Source organism: Luteibacter sp. E-22 (assembly GCF_049913125.1).
Classification (GTDB): domain Bacteria; phylum Pseudomonadota; class Gammaproteobacteria; order Xanthomonadales; family Rhodanobacteraceae; genus Luteibacter.
In genome coordinates this window covers 2,550,067-2,567,166 of record NZ_CP183975.1, presented here as the reverse complement: position 1 = coordinate 2,567,166, position 17,100 = coordinate 2,550,067, and the positions used below count along the sequence as shown (strand labels likewise).

The window sequence follows — 17,100 nt, the reverse complement described above, 5'->3', positions numbered from 1 at the left end:
CGGCTCAGTAGTTGCCGAGCCGGACCTTGATGAGCACGGGTTTGTCCGTGAAGTTGAGCCCGTAGTCGGTTTCGTCGCCATTCCACCAGCGAACCGTTTTCCACCGGCCCTCGACATAGCGGCCTTCCTCCACGCGCAGTAGCTGGCCGTGGCGCCCGTCCGCGTTGTCGCGGCTGAACTCGACGCGTGCATCGAAGCCGGCCACCAGATACTCGTCCGCGCCGAGCGGCACGAAGATCACGTGCCCGGTCGCATCGGGCGTGCCGGGCAGTTCAGCGGGTGCATCGCCCCAGCGGGGCGCACCGTAGGAGACATCGGCGCGCCAGTGGTTATCCAGTGCGATGGTTCGCTTCGGCTGCCCGCGCTGTTCCACGGAAGCGCGCAGCCTGCCCCGGTAGGCCGCGGCCGCGACCTGCTCGTTGATCGAGTCCACAAGTGCGAAATTGCGCGCATGCGCCTGGGTGGCCTTGCGGCGTTCCGGCGTGTCGGGATCGTTGTCGACGCCGAAGACGGAGAAGCCGATGCCACCGTTCGCCAGCACGTGGAACAGGTAGGGCGCATTGCCGGCGTCGTAGCCGGTCTCGGAGATCCATGGCGGGTTGTCGGCGCGCGTGTACTGGCCCACCACCTTGGTGAACTCGTTGTAGTCGGTGCTGTAGAGATCGGTGCCGATGAGATCGACGTGCGGTGCGCTGGCTTTCCACAGGTCCAGGACGTTCCAGGTGGCGCCGCCGCTGGGATAGTCGTTCCCGGGAAGATGCTTGCCCTTGTAGCGCAGCCAGGTGTTGACGTACATCGGCAGCGGATAGACGGCCTTGCCGGCCGCCGCCACCTGGTCGATGTATCGCGCGATGCCATAGGCGTTGAACTGCTCGTCGGCGTCCGGCCCGAATACCTCCGTCCACGTCTTGCCGGCCGGCTTGCCGAGCGCCTTCGCCAGGTCGGCGGGCACGTTGCCGCGGAAGGCCTCTTCGGCGGCTTTGGAGTGGTCGCGAACCGTGCCGATGGTGCCCGGCTCGTTCTCCACCTGCACCATGATCACGGTATGGCGATCGCCATCGATGCGCTCGATATGTGCCATCAACGCGGCGAACGCGGCCTTGTCGGCTTCCAGGTTGGAAGTGGCCTGGGTCGAGAGGTCGTCGACCGGCTGGCCGTGTTCGTCCAGCACGTGCGGGTAACGTGCGGGATCGGACTTGATCCATTCCGGAACGTAGTGCATCTGCCCGTTCTTCCAGCTGCCGAACCACAGGATGACCAGGCGCAGTCCGTGTGCCCGTGCACCTTCGACCAGTGCATCGACATGGCCGGTGTCGAACCGACCCTTGGCCGGTTCGAACTGTTCCCAGTAGACCGGCGCTTCCAGCGTGTTCGGATGGAGTGCCAGCACGTCGTTCCATACGCCCGGCAGTACGGCCGGCCAGGCGCTTGAGTTATGTAGCTGGGCCGCCAGCACCGTATAGGGCTGGCCATCCACGAGCAGGGCGTGGCGGCCTTGCTCGTGGACGACACGTGGCATCGATGTGGCGGCGCGTGCCGCCGACGACGCTGCGATCGCCAGCCACAGCATCGCGACCAGGAAAAGCAACCGCCTCAAAATGACACCGTCGCGCGCATCCAGTAGAACCGCCCCAGCAGGTCGTACGTGGCGACGTCGGTATTCGCGTTGGTCGTGTTGTTCGCGTAGTACAACGGCGGTTGCTTGTCGGTGAGGTTGTCCACGCCCAGCTCCAGCTTCGTGTGCCAGGGCTCCACGTTATAGCCCACCTGCACGTTGTGGTAGACGTACGCGCCGATCTTGCGTTCGACGCCGGCCTGGTCGTAGTCCGCCGAGAGTCCCTGGCGGAGATCCGCGCTGCCGATCTGGCTTCGGCCGACATAGCGCAGGCGCCAGGAGGCGCTCCAGTCGCCCTGTGACCAATTCAACGTGCCCAGTGCGCGCCAGCGCGGGAAGTTGCCGTAGCTGTAGGTGAAGATGCCCGCGTTATGGATCACGACCGAACTGGGATCGGTGGTGTCGGGGTTGATGTCGTAACGCTTCATGTAGGTGCCGTTGAGGCTGGCGGTGAAGCGTCCGTAGCGGGTTTCGGGCAGGCGGTAGGTCGCGGCGAAGTCGGTGCCGGCGGCCCAGAGCTTGCCCAGGTTCACGGTGGGCTCGGCCACGTAGTTGATCGTGCCGTTGCCGTTGCGATGGATCAGCGCGCAGAAAGCGCTGGAAGGATTGGCGTAACACTGGTTCAGCACGGTCTGCGCGGAAACCGTGGAGATCGTGTCCTTCAGGTTGATCTTCCAGCTATCGACGCTCAGCGACAGGCCTTCGAGCCAGTGCGGATCGTAGACCAGTCCGATGTCGTATGAACGGCCGGTCTCGGGCTTCAACTGGTAGCCGGCCACTTCCGACCCGGATGCCTTGCCCGATATCTGGCCATCGGCCTGTCGATAGCTGCCATCGGTGGGCACGTTGGCGCAGGCGACGTCGTGACCGCCGGTGTAGCCGTTGCAGGGATCGTTCACCGTGGCGGCGTCGCCGGCCACGCCCGCATAGAGTTCACTGGTGTTCGGTGCGCGGAACACCTCCGACACCGTGCCGCGCAGGAGCAGATCTTCCACGGGACGCCATTCCAGCGATACCTTGCTGTTCGTGCTGCTGCCCACGGTGCTGTAGTCGGACCAGCGCGTGCCCACGGTGAGGTTGAGCGAGCGCACGCCGGGCAGGTTGGCCAGCAAGGGGATCAGGGTTTCGGCGTAGGCTTCCTTCACGTTGAAGCGGCCGGCCAGGGTGGATGCGCAATACTCGATGACGCCGCAAAGACCGTTCTCGTCCGCTGTCCACAAGGGATCGGCGCTCGTGGACGTGCTCTCCTTGCGATACGACAGTCCCGTGGCGAGGCTTACCGTGCCAGCCGGCAGGTCGAACAGGTCGCCATTGGCATTGGCCTCAAGCTGTTTCACGGTGTAGACGCTGCCCACCGAGGGATTCACTACCATCGATTGCAGGTTGGACAGGCCGGACGGGTCGTTGATGTTGAAGAGGTTCAGCGGCGTGCAGCCGGCGATAGCGTTGCCGGCCGTGCCGCAACGCACCGTGCCGTCCGTGTCCATGAAGGATGGGCCGACGGCCTGGTTGAACTTCGCGTAGTCGAGGAAGCCATAGTTGATCGAGTCCTGGCGCACGCGGCCGTAGTTGATCGAGGTGTCCCACTGCCATGAACTGTCGCCGAAACTTCCACGCAGGCCGGGGTTCACCTGAAGGTTGTACGTGTTGTATTGATAGCGCCGGTTGCCCAGCACGGTGAGACGCGTGTTCAGGTCGTTGGTGGACGTACCCGTGGCGCGGTCGGTGCCGAAGTCCACGCCGAACGGGTTGTAATAACTGCTGGCTGAAGCGAGGAAATTGTCTCCGTTGGCGAAGATCGGTATCGGCGCGATCACCGACGAGGATTTCGTCTTGCTGAAATAGCCGTTGACGTAGGCCTGCACGTAGTCGTTGAACTTGTAGTGGCCGAGCACGAATGCATTGGTACGCTTCTGCGGTGTTTGCAGCAGGTTGTATGGCTGGTAGTTGTACGAGTCCGACCCGGTGTAGCAGTGGAAATCGCCCGGGCCCGTGGCGCCGGTCACGCCGGGGTTGAGGGTGACGCGCGAGCAGCCGTTCGTGCCGGCCAACGCCTTCGAGGCGGCCGAACCGTCGTTGAAGTTGACCGAGCCGGTCGGCGTGGCCGACGAGCCTTGTTTCACCGAGGCGCCGTCGATCAGGTACAGGGCGTCCTTGGAGTAATTGCGTGCATCGGCCGAGACGGGGTCGATGTCGCTGTAGGACAGGCCGGCGATCACGCCGTAGTTTTTGCCGGTATGGCCGGCGGTCAACGAAAAGTTTCGTCGATTGCCATCGCTGCGCTTGCTGGTGCCGAAGTCGCTGGAGATCTGTACTCCGTCGAAATGGTCGCGCAGGATGAAGTTGACCACGCCGCCGATCGCATCGGAACCGTAGATCGCGGAAGCACCGTCGCTGAGCACCTCGATGCGATCGATCATGTTCGCCGGGATCGCGTTCACGTCGTTGTACGCAAGGCGGATGCCGTTGACGAGCACGAGGGTGCGTTTCTCGCCGAGGCCACGCAACGAGACGGTGGAGGCGCCCGTGCCGCCGCCGTTGTTGGTGTTGGGATTGGTGGCGTTGCCCGCGATCGAGGGCAGTTCTTGTACCAGGTCGCCGAGCGTGGCCTTGCCGGTGGCTTCGATGGCCGCGCGATCGAGGGTGACCACGGGGTTGGCCGTCTCCACGTCCACGCGGCGGATGCGCGAACCGGTGACGGTGATGCCTTCCAGGTCCTTGGCCTTGCTGGCTTCGGCGGTGTCGCCGCCGGTAGCCTCCTGCGCACGCAGTGTTCCGGCACCGCTGATGAGACCGATGAGGAGGGCGGCACGTACGGCTTGACCCAGCACGTGGCTGCGGGTCGTGTGATCGGGCGAATCGCTGTGGCGCTGGTGCATGGCTTCCCTCGTTGACGGTGGGCGTACGGAAGACGGGCGAGTTCGCTCGGCGCTCGGCATGGGACCGATCGCTCAGGGGCGCGGCGGTACCGCGACCTCGGGAGTTGGAACGCGATCGCGCGGCCGCGCGATCGCAAGGGATCAGCTCGCGCCGTCGGCCGGCATGTCGGCCTGCCAATAGACGGCGTAGCGTTCGCCCTGGATCTGGTGAAGCGGGATCACGGACAGCGTGCCGTCGCGCGTGTTCGCGCGGAACGTCAGCGGCTCGTCGGCCGGCGTCAGCCAGTCGAGTCGGTCCGGTCCGTCCATGGCGATGCGAGGTGCGGCTTGGGCTTTCGGTTCGGGCGACGGGCCCGCGTCGTACTTGCCGTACTGCTGGTCGTGCGTCAGCCCCTTGCCGCCGAGCCGGGCGGCAAGCACCAGCGGGCCGTAGAGCACGGCCTGGAGGCTGTCGTCGCCCGGCAACGGCATGGCGTGCAGGCGCATCGGCAGGGTGATGGTGAGGCGGTCGCCGGTTTGCCAGCGACGCTTGAGGGTCAGGTAGCTTCCGGGCGAGGCGAACACATCCAGTGGCGCGCCGTTCAGCGCGACGCTGGCGCCTGGCGCGATCCAGGAAGGAATGCGCAGGTTCACCGTCAGTTCGCGGGGCTGGTCGAGCGTGAACTCGAACGCGCTGGAGGGTTCCTTCGGGAATTCAGTGCGCTGGATCACGCGCAACCCGTGTTCGGGCCAGCGCAGTTCCGAGGCGATATAGAGGTTCACGTGCAGCTCGTCGTCATCGTGCGCGTAGATGGCGTCGTTGAAGCGGGCGAATTCCTCGGCGCCGGACCCGGTGCAACACCAGAACGAATCGGTCGGTGAGTTGTAGAACTTCGCGCCACCCGGTTGCAGCGAGTAGTAGTAGAGCTTCATGCCCTGGGCATCCTGGGTGCCCAGGCGCGCGTTGTAGAGGGTGCGCTCGTAATAATCGAAGGCCCGCGGATCGCCGTTCCACGCGTAGATGTGACGGGTCAGTTTCAGCAGGTTGTAGGCGACGCAGCATTCGGCGGCATAGAGGCCGAGTTGGCCCTTCAGGTCGCCGGGGCCGGTCTTCCAGAACTCGTCGTTGCTGGAACCACCGGTCGCATAACATCGGTTCTGCGTCACCGTTTCCCAGAAGTACTCGGCGATGCGGCGGTAACGGGGTTCGCCCGTCAGTTCGTAGCGGCGCGCGGCGCCGAGGATCTTCGGGATCTGCGTGTTGCTGTGCAGGCCCTTCAACTCATCGCGGTGCGCGGCCAGCGGCTCGAAAAGCGATGCCTGGTCGAAACGATGCGCGGCGTCCAGGTAGCGGCCGTTGCCGGTGATGGCATAGAGGTCGTACATCGACTCGTTCATGCCGCCGTATTCGGTCTTCAGGATGTGCGCGATCTCCGTATCGGAGAACCCGTTCAGCCAGCGCACGGTCCAGTTGCCGATGCCGGTGGCGATATCCAATGCCTGGCGGTTGCCGGCGAGCCGGTACATGTCGAGCATGCCGGCCTGGATCTTGTGGATGGTGTAGAACGGCGCCCAGACTTTTTCGCCGCGACTCAGGCGATCGAAGAAATTTTCGGGGAACGCGCTGAGGTAACCGTTGGATCGTTGGCAGGAAGCGAGGATGCCAACCAGTTCATCGCCACGCGCTTTCAGGACGGCATCGCCCTGGGCGGCCCACGCCAACGCCGCCGCGGAAAGGTAATGGCCACCGCTGAAGTGGCCGCGCAGTTCGCAATCGGGTTTCTCCCAGCCGCCGAGCGGTATGGCGTTGCTGGGTTTGCCGGCTTGCACGAGGAAGGCTCGCGCGAGCCGGTCCACCGGCAGGCTGTGCAGGTAATCCAGGTTGATCGCGGCAGCGCGGCGGAAGTCGCTGTCCAACAGCGTCACGCGGTCGAGCGCGAAGGCCTGCATCCGGTTGACGGGCTTGTCGCGCACGGCGGCGGTCGCGATGGCGGCCGGATCGGCGGTGTCGAAGGCGCGCAACGGGGTCGCCAGCAGGGCGCCGGCAAGCGTGGATGCACTCGCCTTCAGGAAACGCCTTCTCCGATCGACACCTTGCATGCTTCTCCCCAACGTGATGACGCACATCCCCCGATGCACGCTTTCATCGTGCGGTCACACGACCGTGCTGTCTTGTGTCATTTCCGGATGCTCGATGCGGAATCCCGCATAGTCGACACGATGCGCAGGATCTGTCCGGGTTTTCCGCGCAGGCGGATGGCATCGCCGCGCCGGTCGGCTTCCGCGACGGCTTCGCCGTCGATGTGAACGCGGGTACCCGCGCCGCGCAGGCTGATCCAGACAGCCTTGGGGCTCGCGTCCGCCGGCAAGGTGACCGTTGCGGACAGCTGCGAACCTTCCTTCCTCAGCGTGACGCCGCCGCGCCCCCAGCGCGTGGGCGCGGCGTCCAGGCTCACCGGCTCGCCGGTATCGAGCCACGCGTGGGGAATCGCGCGGGCGAGCCACAGCGTCTCGCCCGCGCTGTCGTCGAAGACGAAGGCCCAGCGAAGCAGCAAGGGGATCGTCATCTGCGCGGGCATGCAGAACAACGGCATGCCGCCGGTGATATCGGCGACCTCGCCAGCCGTCCAGCTGCCGGGCGTGTGCGCATGGTGGCGGTGCGCATAAAGAAACAGCAGGTATTCGTCGATGCGGTCCAGGCGCAACAGTTGTTGTGCATAGCCATAGGAGATGAAACCGAGGATGTCCCGGCTTTTCGGATCGACGGGCCCGATGTTCGCGACCACGCCGAGGGCGGTGGCGCCATGGCCTCGCATGCCATCGATCACCACGTTGGCGAGGCCGTCGGGTAGCACGTCCGCTTGCAGAAGCTCGGCGTAGACCCGGTGTGGCCACTGTTGCTCGCTGGGCTTTTCCTGCGCGAGCGATTCGCGGAAGGTGAGCCTGACGCCCGGCAGCGGCGGAACGTAGGGCGGTTTCAGATCGTGACGGATGTTGGCACGCACGCTTTCTTCCACGCGCCGGGCCAATGCTTCGGCGCGTGCCTTCCACATCGAGGCGGTATTCGCCGCGTTCGCTTCGACATCGGGCCAGACGGCGGCGAGGTCAAGCAGGCCGCGGGCGGCGAGCGCGCTGTTGGCGTAGTAGGGTTTCCACCAGAGTGCCGGATCGGGAAACAGACAGGCATCCGACTCGTTCCAGCCGTGGATCAGGCCGTGTCCGGGGTCGCTGGCGGGAAGGCGCAGGCTCTCGTCGTGCAACTCCAGCAGCGTCGCGACCGTGGCCTCGATCTTCATGCGGTGCTTGCGCAGGAGGGACGCGTCGCCCGTGTAGTGCAGGTAGCGCGCCAGGAGCGAAAGGGTCAGGCCGAACTGCCCGGTCTCCGCGCCGCGCATGTTGATCATGCCGTCGTCCTGGACGAAGTCGCGGAAATAGCCGTCCAGCACCGCGGCCGCCTGTTCGAAGCGACCCCATTCCAGGTTGGCGTAGAGCGAACTGGTGAAGATGTCCTGGAAGCCGTCGTATTCGTTGCCGTAATAGTCGCGGTCGACAGCCCCGTACTTGGGATACGTGCCATCCGGACGAACCACCAGCTCGCGGGCGAACGCATGGGCGGCCATGTCGGACCATCCCGCCGCGGGGATGCGCACGGGCGCGAGGTCGGCCAGCTGTGCATGCCAGTAGTCGTGGAAGCGTAACAGCGCCGCATAGAAGGCATCGGCCTGCGGCGGTTCGCGGCGAGGGGGATAGGCGGGGTAGCTGTGTCCGTAGACCACGCGGGTGAAACGGCCATGCTCGATCAGCGCGGTCCGGTGCCAGGTCTGCACGACGAAACGGTCGTTCGCGTCCACGTCGGCGAACACGAGCACGTCGTACCAGCGTCCATCGTCGAGTGGCACCACCTTGTGCACCGCCGGCAGCCAGCCACCGAGCAGGCCTTCGCGTCGGCGCGCGACCTTCTTCGGCTCGTGCAGGTCGGCGAAGACCTGGTCGGCGTGATAGGTGCGCGTGCTTCCGGAGGTATAGACGGGCATCGTGTCCGCGCACTGGCGGGTACCGACGAACGTGGTCCAGGGCAGTCGGCCGTAGTAGTTCTCGGGGTCCAGCGACGACGCAGCGGGCGGAGCAGCCAGGCGTACCTGCGTCTCGTCCGGTTCGCCCTGCGCGAGGAGGTGCTCCGCGAGGAGGTCGGCCCCGGCCAGAGCGACATCGGCCAGCTTCATGCCGAAGTAGGGTTGCGCGGCTTCGTCGTAGGTGGCCTCGGTGCGCTTGCCGATCACGCAGGCCTGCGTGCCGTCGTGGAGCACGATCGGGCCGTCGGGGTGGGAAAGGTCTTCGCCCACCCTCCAGTCGCGCCCCTGCAGCTTAAAACCGGGCAGGCCGACGAGGTGGTCGCGCGGAACGCCGGCAAGCGGAACACGCGTTGGCACGGCGGGGCTGCGAACGGTCGCCTTGCCGGTGGAGGCCGGTGGCGATGCGAACGCATCCGCCGTCAGCGGACCCAGGCTGGCGGCGGCGCTTGTCGCCGCCAGCACGCGGAGGAAGTCCCGCCGGTCCATCGCCGTGTCGTCGCGCTCACTCATCGTCGTCGTCCAGGGCCAGTTCGTGGGCGGGCAAGCCGGTACGCGCTCCCCAGTAGTAGATGCCGATCGCCATGACCAGCACGGTGAGGGAGTCCCACGGATGCGCGATGGCTCCGGTTCCACCGAAGGTGCCCAGCCACGAGACGATCATCGTCAGCACGTAGAAACCGATGAGCCACAGCGACGAGCGCACGTTGCGCAACAGCCTCGCTCGCTCGCTGCCCGTCGCCAGCTTGTAGACGACGTAGATGGCGAACATCACGATCTGCAGGCCCAGCAACCAAGACACCGTGGCCCATGTGGACCAGTAGACGATCAATGCCGCCACGGCGAAGGACAGCGGTCCGATCAGGCCGAAGGCCTTGACCCGGAACGGGCGGACGAGCTCCGGCGCGCTCCGGCGCAACGCCGCGACGGTCACTGGCGCGACGGCGTAGCTGAGCACGAGGGCGGCGGAAACCACCTGGATCAAGGCTTCCCACGAAGGAAACGGCAGGGTCCAGAACACCGACAGTGCGAAGGTCAGCCAGAGCGCGGGCCGCGGAATGCCCGACTTGCGGTCGATGCGCGTGAGGACGGGCAGGAACGAGCCGCTGCGGGCCCAGCCATAGACGATGCGCGGCGTGGCGTTCATGTAGATGTTGCCCGTGCCGCTGGGCGAGATCACCGCGTCGCACACCACCAGCGTGGCCAGCCAGCCGAGGCCGAGGGCCATGGCGATGTCGTGGTACGGCAGGGCGAAGGCCTTGTCCACGCCTGCCCAGCCTCCACCGAGCAATTCGGTGGGAATGCCGCCCAGGAACGCGAGCTGGAGCAGCACGTAGATCACCGTGGACAGCACCACGGAAAGGATCAAGGCGATGGGGATCGTGCGTTGTGGATCGCGCACCTCGCTGGCGACCGACACGATCGGCGTCAGTCCGAGGTAGGCGAAGATGATGCCGCCTGCGGAGATCGCCGCCTCCACGCCCGACAGGCCGTTCGGGGCGATGCCGTGGATCGTCAGGTTGCCCGGATGGAAGTGCGTCAACAGCAGCACGATGACCAGCAGGGGCACGACGAACTTGAAGATGCTGACGATGTTGTTCGCCTTGGCGAACGCCTTCACGCTGAAGTAGTTCAGCACGAAGAACACGGCGAGCAGGGCGAACTGCACGATCCATCCCAGCAGGCTGGCATGCGAACTGCCGGGCACGTTCAGCGTCGGCATCCAGGCCGCCGCATACTGGCGGCAGGCCACGACCTCGATCGCGATAAGGCTGGAAAACGCGATCAGCGTGATGAAGCCCATCAACGACCCGAGCAACGGGCCGTGTGAATACTCCGGATAGCGGACGGCGCCGCCGGCACGCGGAAGCGCGGCTCCGAGTTCGCAGTACACCAGTCCGAGCAATAACACGGCCACCCCGCCGATCACCCACGAGAGGATGCCCGCAGGCCCCGCGAGGGCGCTGACGTGGCTGGCGGCGAAGAGCCAGCCGGAGCCGAAGATGGCGCCGAGGCCGATGAAGGTGAGGTCGACCAGGCTCAGTTGCTTATGGAACTTGCCTTGCGGCGGTGCGGAAGCGTCGGCCATGGTCAGTGATCCTTTCCTGCATAGGGCGACTTGCCGCCGCTGGCGATGAAGGCGTCGATCCGTGCCGCCAGCACGGGAAGCGGGACCGAGCCGGTCGACAGCACGGTGTCGTGGAAGGCGCGGATGTCGAAGCGCTTACCGAGCGCTTTCTCCGCTTTCGCGCGGCCGTCGCGGATCGCCATTTCACCCAGGTAGTACGAGAGCGCCTGGGCGGGCCATGCGATGTAGCGGTCCACTTCCGTGTCGATCTCGTGCTCGGCCAGGGCGGTGTTGTCGCGCAGGTACTGCCGGGCCTGCTCGCGTGTCCAGTGCATCTGGTGGATGCCTGTGTCGACCACCAGGCGCGCGGCACGCCATGCCTGGTAGCTGAGATAGCCGAAGCGCTCGTAGGGCGTGTGGTAGATGCCCATCTCCTGGCCGAGGTACTCGCAGTACAACGCCCAGCCCTCGCCATAGGCGGAGATATAGGTGTAGCGGCGGAAGTCCGGAAGGCCGTCCATCTCCGCGGCCAAGGGCATTTGCAGCGCGTGGCCCGGCGAGGATTCGTGCAAGGTCAGCGCAGGCAGCGAGTAGAGCGGACGGGCGGGAAGGTTGTACGTGTTGACCAGGTAGATGCCGGGCCCGCCGCGCCCACCGGTGTAGATCGGGGCGAGATCGGCGGGGACGGGCTTGATCGCGAAACGCCGGCGCGGCAAGCGGCCGATATAGTCGCCGACCACGCCGTCCACTTCCTTCGCTATCCATGCCGCGTCCTTGAGCAGTTCGTCCGGCGTCTTCGCGTAGAAGCGTGGATCGCTACGCAGGAACTGGAGGAAATCGGCGAAGCTGCCCTTGAATCCCGCCTCCTTGATGATGTCGAGCATCTGTTGATGGATCGAGGCCATCTCCTTCAGGCCGACCGCATGGATCGCATCGGGACTCATGTCGAGCGTGGTGTATTCGAGGATCTGCGACCGGTAGAACGCCTCGCCGTCGGGCAGGTCCACGGCGGCGAGGCTGTCGCGTGCCTTCGGCGCGTATTCCTCGCGCAGGAAACGCAACAGCTTCGCGTAGGACGGGATCACCTGCGCATCGATGATGGCGAGCGCTTCGGCGCGCAGCCTGGCCTGTTCGGCGGCAGGCATGCTGGCCGGCATCTTCTGGAATGGCGTGTAGAAGAGGTTGGCTTCTCCCTTCGTCGTGGCGGTCTGCTGGATGCCGTCGTACTGGCTTTCGACGATGAGTTTCGGCTGGCTGAATCCACGCGCCATGCCCAGGCGCATGTTGGCGATCTGTTCGTCGAAATAGCGCGGGACGTCACGCAGCTTGCCCAGGTAACGCCGGTAGTCGTCCTCGCGCAGGAAGGTACCGCGTGCACTGAAACCGAGGTTGCTCCAGAACGCCGAGTCCGCGTTGAATGGCATCTGCCATGTCTTGTCGCGTTGGTCGGCGAACAAGACCTCGACCTGTTGCCGGTAGACGGCATAGTCGACAGGGCCTTCCCCGCGCAGTTGTTTCGGGTCGATCGCCTGCAGTTGCTTCAACACCTCGGCCCAGTACCGTTCGCGTGCGTCCTGCGTGACGGCGTCCACCTTGGGCAGGTTCGACGAGGCACGGCCGGGGCCGTCTTCGTCGTCGGCTCCGGCGAACTGCTGCTGGCGCCAGGTCCATTCGCGTTTATAGATCGCCTCGAACCGTTGGTTCGCATCCTCCGTGGCGTGGGCGATGGGCAGGGTGCCGAGGACGAATCCAAGCAGGCAGGCCACGCGGGCAACGGACAGGGGCACGGCGATCTCCGCTCAGGGTTGGGTGGTTTTTCCGGCTTTCACAGCGGCGATCCATGCGTTGGTCCGTGCGTCCAGCATGTCCAGCGGCATGGCGCCCCCGGAAAGCATCTGATCGTGGAAGGCGCGGATATCGAAGCGGTCGCCGAGTTCCTTCTGCGCACGCTGGCGGAGTTCGAGGAATTTCAGTTGACCCAGCTTGTAGCCGAGTGCCTGCCCGGGCCACGCGATGTAGCGATCGGTCTCGGCCTGCATGCTCGGTTCGTCCCCGGCCGGATGGGCGTGGAAGAAGTCGATCATCTGCTGCCGGTTCCAATGCAGCGCGTGCGTCCCCGTGTCCAGCACGAGGCGGTCGGCACGCAGCAACTCGCCGCTCAACCGTCCGTAATCCTCATAGGCATCCTTGTAGAAACCCACGTCCTTGGCCAGTTGCTCGGCATAGAGCGCCCAGCCCTCGATATACGCGTTGTAGCCGGCCTGCTGGCGGAACGGCGGCAAGGGCAGGGTTTGCGCGATGGAGATCTGCAGGTGATGGCCGGGCACGCCTTCGTGATAGGCGGTGTCCTCGATCGTGTACAGGCCGCGCTGCTCGTAGTCGCCGGTGTTGACGAAGACGATGCCGGGACGCAAACCATCGGGCGTGCCCTGATGGTATTCCGCGCCGGCGGCGTCTTTCTCGCGATAACGCTCCACGGCCTGCACCCGCAGCGCCGTCTTCGGCAGCGTGCCGAACAGCTTCGGCAACTCCGGCTGCATGCCCGCGATGTACTTCCGGTAGTCGTCGAGGATCTGCTCGCGCGAACTCGCGTACAGCTTGCGATCGCTGGCGACGGCCTTGCGCAGGGCGGCGAGGTCCGCATAACCGAGCTTGCGCGCGATGGCGGTCATCTCGCCTTCGATGCGCTTCACCTCGTCCAGGCCGATCTGGTGGATGCGTTGCGGAGACAGTTCGGTAGTCGTCTGCGTATGGATGGCGAAGCGGTAGCGCGCATCGCCGTCGGGCAGCGACCAGATGCCTTCCTGGCCGCGGCCATGCGGCGCGTACTCCGTCGCGACGAAGTCGGCCAGCTTGCGGTACGCCGGACGCACCTTGTCGTCGACGGCGGCGAGGATCGCCTTGCGCAGCCGGGCCTGGTCGGCGGCGGGAACGCCCTTTGGAAACTGCGCCACGGGCTGGCCGAAGACGTTGTCCTCGTCTTTCGCGGCGGCGATGTCCTGGGCCTGCTTGACCACCTTTTCCAGGAGGTAACGCGGCTGCATCAACCCATCGGCCATGCCCAGGCGCGAGGCGGCGATCATCTGGTCGATGGCCCTGGGTACGGCTTCAAGACGCTTGAGGTAGTCCTCGTAATGCGCCGTGCTGTCGAAGGGAATGGTGGAAACGAAACCGGGGAGGGCGAGATGGGCGCCGCCGATCTGGTCGAGCGGCATCTCGTAGTTTTTCAGGCGGATCGCTTCCAGGCGGTCTTGCAGTTCGCGGATCGCCATGTCGCGGCTGAGCCGGCGTTGTTCGTCCAGGCTCGCCGTGTCCACTGCTTCGAAACGTTTCAGGAAGGCCTCGGTGGCCTTGCGGTCGTCCACCACGTGGGCGGGGGAGTAGTCGGTCCAGCGGTCGTTGTAGCGATAATCACCGATCGTGGTGGCGAGTTCCGGGCTTTCCTTCAGCTGGTATTCCCAGCGTTGCGCCACCAGGGCGTCGAAGGCGGCGGCTCCCGTCGTTGCACCGTGGGCGGCTATGAAGGGCCCGGCGAGCAGGCCGCACAGGCAGAGTCCCCGGACGATCGGGCGAAGCTTCATCGAACACCCCTTCACGAATATGACACCCCGATGCTCACCCGTGTGGCCGCCGGGCGCTAGAAGCGATTGCCCGGTGACCATGCGGAATTGAGCACAATGAGAGTGGAGGTCTCAATCGGCGAACGGCTGGTCGATCGCCGGCGAGGGCTGGGTGAACCACGCGCCGCCATCCCCGGTCACGTAGAAATGATCCTCCAGGCGGATACCGAAGCGCCCGGGCACGACGATCATCGGCTCGTTGCTGCAGCACATGCCAAGTCCGAGCGGCGTGCGATTGCCGCGGACGAGATAGGGCGCCTCGTGGATGGCCAGCCCACAGCCATGGCCGGTGCGGTGTGGCAGCCCGGGGAGACGGTATCCGGGACCCAATCCACCCGCTTCGAGCACCCGCCGTGCCGCCGCGTCGATGTCGGCACAAGGCACGCCGGGACGCACCGCGTCGAACGCGGCCTGCTGTGCGGCGCGCTCGAGGTCCCAGATGCGTGCCTGGTCGGCATCGGGTGTGCCGAAGACGTAGCTCCGGGTGATGTCGGACTGGTAGCCCTGCACGCTGCATCCGGTATCGATCAGCACCAGGTCGCCGAGCTTCAGGTATTGCTCGCCGGGAATGCCGTGGGGGAACGCCGTGGCATGCCCGAACTGGACGATGCAGAACGTCGAGCCGTTGTCGGCGCCCAGGGCGCGATGGGCTTCGTCGATGAAGCGTTTCACCTCGCCGGTGCCGATGCCTTCGTGGAGCATGCCGGCGGCAAGCCGCTGCACTTGCAGCGTCATGGCCGTGGCCTGCTTCATCAAGGCCAGCTCGGCTTCGGACTTCGACATGCGACAGCCATCGATAACGGCCGTGCCGTCGACGACCTCGCCGTACGGAAACACGCGGCGCAACGCCTCGAAGACGCCGAAAGGCGCGGCCGGATCGAGCGCCAGGATGCGCCCCCCGGCCGCCGCCAGACGGTTCGCCACCAAGGCTTGCGGGTCTTCGTGCTCTTCCCACATGGCCAGTTCGACCGGATGGGCCATCACGGCGCGCAGCGATCCTTCCTCGAACGCCGGGCAGACCAGCACCGGCTCGCCACGGCGCGGAAGCAACAGGGCCACCAGGCGTTCGGTGGCGCCCCAGGGAATCCCGGTGAAATAGCGAAGCGAATTGCCGGCGCCGACCAGCAACGCATCGGCGCCGATGTCGTGGAGGAGTGTCCGCGCGTGCTCGATGCGAACGAGGTATTCCTCGCGGGCGATGGGCGCGGCGACGGTGTTCCATGGGGCCAGGGCCGCACGCGCGTCCGCCGGTGAGAGGTGGCCGATCTGGATCATCGGGAGACTCCCACGTCGGCATCGGTCCATCGGCCGTCGATGCGTCGTTGGATCGGTCCCGGATTGCGATCGCGCAATTCCGGCGGCAGCAACGCCTCGGGCACGTTGTCGTAGCTGTGCAGCGCGGCGAAGCGGTGGATCGCCGCGGGCATGCCCACCGCGGTGAAACCGGGATGACCGGTCGCGGGATAGGGGCCGCCGTGATTCATCGCCGGGCTGACCGCCACGCCGGTGGGCATGCGATTGGCGATGAGGCGGCCCACGCGCTTGCGCAAGAGCGGCGCGACCGCCTGCCAGAGCGTGTCGTCGCCGCCGTCGGCGGCGCGATACAGCGTCGCCGTGAGGTTACCCTCGAAGGCTTCGGCGATCGCCACCATCGCGGTCTCGTCCGCGCCGCTGACGAGCAGGCTCACGGGACCGAACGCTTCCGCCTGCAGGGCATCGCGATGGGCGAGAAAGGTCGCGGCGTCGACATGAAGCAAGGTGGGTTCGAAGCGGTAGCCCTGGCCATCGCCCTCGCTTCCGCCGGCCAGCACGCGGGCGCCGGCGTCGACGAGGGCCCGCACGGCGCGGGCGAGGTTCTCTTGCACGCCTCGGGAGAACAGCGGGCGCGGCGTCGCCGACGCGAACTGTTTCGTGGCGGCGGCGACGAAGGTGTCGCCGGCCTCGCCCTGCGCGACCACGACGATGCCGGGGTTGGTGCAGAACTGGCCGCTGCCCATGGTGCACGAGGCGAAGAACTCTTGCGCGAGGGGCTCGGCGCGTTCCGCCAGCGCACCCGGCAAGAGGAAAACGGGGTTGACGCTGGAAAGCTCCGCGTACATGGGCACGCCGGCCGCATCGGCGGCGGCCTTGAGTGCGAGGCCGCCTGCGCGGCTGCCCGTGAAGCCAATCGCGCCCAATCGCACATCACCGGCCAGGGCCGCGCCCAGCGCATTGTCGAAGTGGTAGAGCATCTGCACGGACGCGGCCGGCAGGCCGGTGTCGAGCAGCGCCTTGTGCGCCAGTTCGGCGAGGCGGCGGCTGGTCGCCGGATGCGATGGGTGCGCCTTGGCGATCACCGGGTTGCGCGCGGCGATGGCCGATGCGAAGTCGCTGCCGGCGATGGCGTTGAAAGCGAAGGGGAAGTTGTTGGGCCCGAACACCAGTACCGGCTTGCTCAGCGGTGCGCGGTGCGCGCGCAGGCCGGTGGCGGTGTCGATGACCGGATCGGTCCATGCGTAGTCGCGCGCGGCGCGCGCCGCCTGCCGCAATTGTCCGCTCGTGCGCGGCAGTTCCACCGAGCGCAGGCGCGGCTCGGCAGGCAGCGCGGTTTCCTCGGCGGCCAACGCGACCAGCGTGTCCGCGTCCTCGTCGATCGCCTGGGCGTAACGGTCGAGGAAATCGGCGATGCGCGCCGGAGGTGTCGCTGCCAGTTCCGCCGCGACCGAGGAAGCGGCGGCGAGCGCGGCTTCCAGGTCAGCGGCGCCGCTGATGGGAAACACGGGGCCGATCGGCTCGGCCCGCGTCGGATCTTCGGCCCGGAACGCGCCGGCCGCATCGATCGATGCGCACCAGCGGCCGCCGAGCAGCAGTTTCGCATCGGCTTGCATGA

General features: G+C 66.2%; 9 protein-coding genes. All 9 read right to left on the bottom strand.

Translation table 11 applies throughout. The features are described from left to right. Positions 1-4 precede the first annotated feature (4 nt). The 9 genes from ACN9M2_RS11465 to ACN9M2_RS11425 all read right to left on the bottom strand — a co-directional run bounded on the left by ACN9M2_RS11465 (position 5) and on the right by ACN9M2_RS11425 (position 17,098). Positions 5-1,570 (bottom strand): DUF5597 domain-containing protein, encoded by a 1,566-nt coding sequence (locus ACN9M2_RS11465; RefSeq protein WP_426287908.1) that lies wholly within the window; start codon positions 1,568-1,570, stop codon positions 5-7. Positions 1,571-1,593: 23 nt separating this feature from the next. Further along, positions 1,594-4,494 carry a TonB-dependent receptor domain-containing protein gene (locus ACN9M2_RS11460; protein ID WP_426284866.1) on the bottom strand — a complete coding sequence of 967 codons (2,901 nt, stop codon included), beginning with the start codon at positions 4,492-4,494 and terminating at the stop codon, positions 1,594-1,596. Positions 4,495-4,635: 141 nt separating this feature from the next. Further along, positions 4,636-6,573 (bottom strand): beta-L-arabinofuranosidase domain-containing protein, encoded by a 1,938-nt coding sequence (locus ACN9M2_RS11455; protein WP_426284865.1) that lies wholly within the window; start codon positions 6,571-6,573, stop codon positions 4,636-4,638. Between the two features lie 77 nt (positions 6,574-6,650). Continuing rightward, positions 6,651-9,032, bottom strand: a complete 2,382-nt coding sequence (locus ACN9M2_RS11450) for a Tat pathway signal protein (RefSeq protein ID WP_426287907.1) — start codon at positions 9,030-9,032, stop codon at positions 6,651-6,653. Between the two features lie 16 nt (positions 9,033-9,048). Then, entirely contained in the window at positions 9,049-10,632 is a 1,584-nt protein-coding gene (locus ACN9M2_RS11445) for an APC family permease (protein ID WP_426284864.1), read from the bottom strand. Between the two features lie 2 nt (positions 10,633-10,634). Further along, positions 10,635-12,392: a DUF885 domain-containing protein gene (locus ACN9M2_RS11440; RefSeq protein ID WP_426287906.1), complete on the bottom strand. Its 1,758-nt coding sequence runs from the start codon at positions 12,390-12,392 to the stop codon at positions 10,635-10,637. An 18-nt stretch (positions 12,393-12,410) separates the two neighbouring features. Further along, the gene (locus ACN9M2_RS11435; RefSeq protein WP_426284863.1) at positions 12,411-14,192 is read right to left on the bottom strand and encodes a DUF885 domain-containing protein; all 1,782 of its coding nucleotides are present in this window, start codon (positions 14,190-14,192) and stop codon (positions 12,411-12,413) included. 111 nt (positions 14,193-14,303) lie between these two features. Further along, entirely contained in the window at positions 14,304-15,506 is a 1,203-nt protein-coding gene (locus ACN9M2_RS11430; protein WP_426284862.1) for a M24 family metallopeptidase, read from the bottom strand. Beyond that, the gene (locus ACN9M2_RS11425; RefSeq protein ID WP_426284861.1) at positions 15,503-17,098 is read right to left on the bottom strand and encodes an aldehyde dehydrogenase family protein; all 1,596 of its coding nucleotides are present in this window, start codon (positions 17,096-17,098) and stop codon (positions 15,503-15,505) included. The genes ACN9M2_RS11430 and ACN9M2_RS11425 overlap by 4 nt, the downstream gene beginning before the upstream one ends. Between the last annotated feature and the right edge of the window lie 2 nt (positions 17,099-17,100).

Bases quoted from the DNA above. Each gene is read 5' to 3' on its own strand.
- ACN9M2_RS11465 (WP_426287908.1), bottom strand. From the start codon at position 1,570: ATGCTGTGGCTGGCGATCGCAGCGTCGTCGGCGGCACGCGCCGCCACA.
- ACN9M2_RS11450 (WP_426287907.1), bottom strand. From the start codon at position 9,032: ATGGACCGGCGGGACTTCCTCCGCGTGCTGGCGGCGACAAGCGCCGCC.
- ACN9M2_RS11435 (WP_426284863.1), bottom strand. From the start codon at position 14,192: ATGAAGCTTCGCCCGATCGTCCGGGGACTCTGCCTGTGCGGCCTGCTC.
- ACN9M2_RS11425 (WP_426284861.1), bottom strand. From the start codon at position 17,098: ATGCAAGCCGATGCGAAACTGCTGCTCGGCGGCCGCTGGTGCGCATCG.
- ACN9M2_RS11455 (WP_426284865.1), bottom strand. From the start codon at position 6,573: ATGCAAGGTGTCGATCGGAGAAGGCGTTTCCTGAAGGCGAGTGCATCC.
- ACN9M2_RS11430 (WP_426284862.1), bottom strand. From the start codon at position 15,506: ATGATCCAGATCGGCCACCTCTCACCGGCGGACGCGCGTGCGGCCCTG.
- ACN9M2_RS11445 (WP_426284864.1), bottom strand. From the start codon at position 10,632: ATGGCCGACGCTTCCGCACCGCCGCAAGGCAAGTTCCATAAGCAACTG.
- ACN9M2_RS11460 (WP_426284866.1), bottom strand. From the start codon at position 4,494: ATGCACCAGCGCCACAGCGATTCGCCCGATCACACGACCCGCAGCCAC.